At 68.4% G+C, this 797-nt stretch carries 2 pseudogenes; one reads left to right on the top strand and one right to left on the bottom strand.

Features of this window, described 5'->3' with window-relative positions:
- Nucleotides 1-471 (top strand): annotated as a pseudogene (locus A8G15_RS31350) (Hsp70 family protein); the annotation flags it as partial.
- Between the two features lie 12 nt (nucleotides 472-483).
- On the opposite strand, the pseudogene A8G15_RS31345 reads toward A8G15_RS31350, so the two are convergent.
- Nucleotides 484-797: pseudogene (locus A8G15_RS31345) on the bottom strand (DUF2786 domain-containing protein); the annotation flags it as partial.

Here is a 797-nt window from a genome sequence, read left to right as displayed (position 1 = left end):
GCACCGGCGGCCGGTGCCCCGCCCGCGAGTGCGGACTCGGCCTACATCAGCGAGGTGCCCGAGGACGTTCTCGCGTTGCTGCCCTCCAAGCTGATCACCTCGGCGTCCTCATGCGACAAGTCCGGCTTCAGCTTCGAGGGAGCACTGCAGATGCGGTGTGTGGTGACCGCGGATTCGAGTGTCGGCAAGGCGATGGGGCTCGCGGACGGCGACGACCAGTGGGTCACCGCCTGGCGCGACGACCAGTACGCCCGTTCGAATTTCATCCGGTACCGCGACAGAACCCTGTCCGGCTACGCGAGTCGCGTGACCTCCTCCGGTGATCGCATTGTCAACTACAGCACGGACGACTCCTACAGTTCCGGGTTCGAGACCATCGACAGGACCAGTGGGCTGGTGATGACGTTCTCGGTGGATTCGCTCGAGCAGGGCTTCATCCTGTCGAACGAACTCGGGTTCGCCGAGACGTGAGGCCGCGTCGACTCACTGCTGACTCGACGCGGAAGGTGATGTGAGGCAAGCGCTCTCGGCAGCTTCCCGTCCGGCGTGCCAGCCTTCGGCGTCGACGGTGCGGGTGCGGGTCGACCGGGTCGCGGGGAACAGGCGGCGGAACTCCTCGTCGACCGCCGCGGATCGGCGAGCGAGGATCGGCGCGAGCGTCGTCATCGGCATGCGTGCGTCGGCCGCCGCGTCGACGGTGGCACGGGCGTCGGCCTCCCTCAACCGTTCCCCGATCCGGCCGGCGTATCCGGCGAGGAACGCGCGCCGGAATGCGGTGGCGCCCCCGCCGATGCGTC

The sequence above is a fragment of the Rhodococcus phenolicus genome (assembly GCF_001646785.1).
Lineage (GTDB): Bacteria > Actinomycetota > Actinomycetes > Mycobacteriales > Mycobacteriaceae > Rhodococcus > Rhodococcus phenolicus.
Note: the sequence above shows the minus strand (reverse complement) of the source record. Positions and strands in the feature narration are given on the sequence as shown.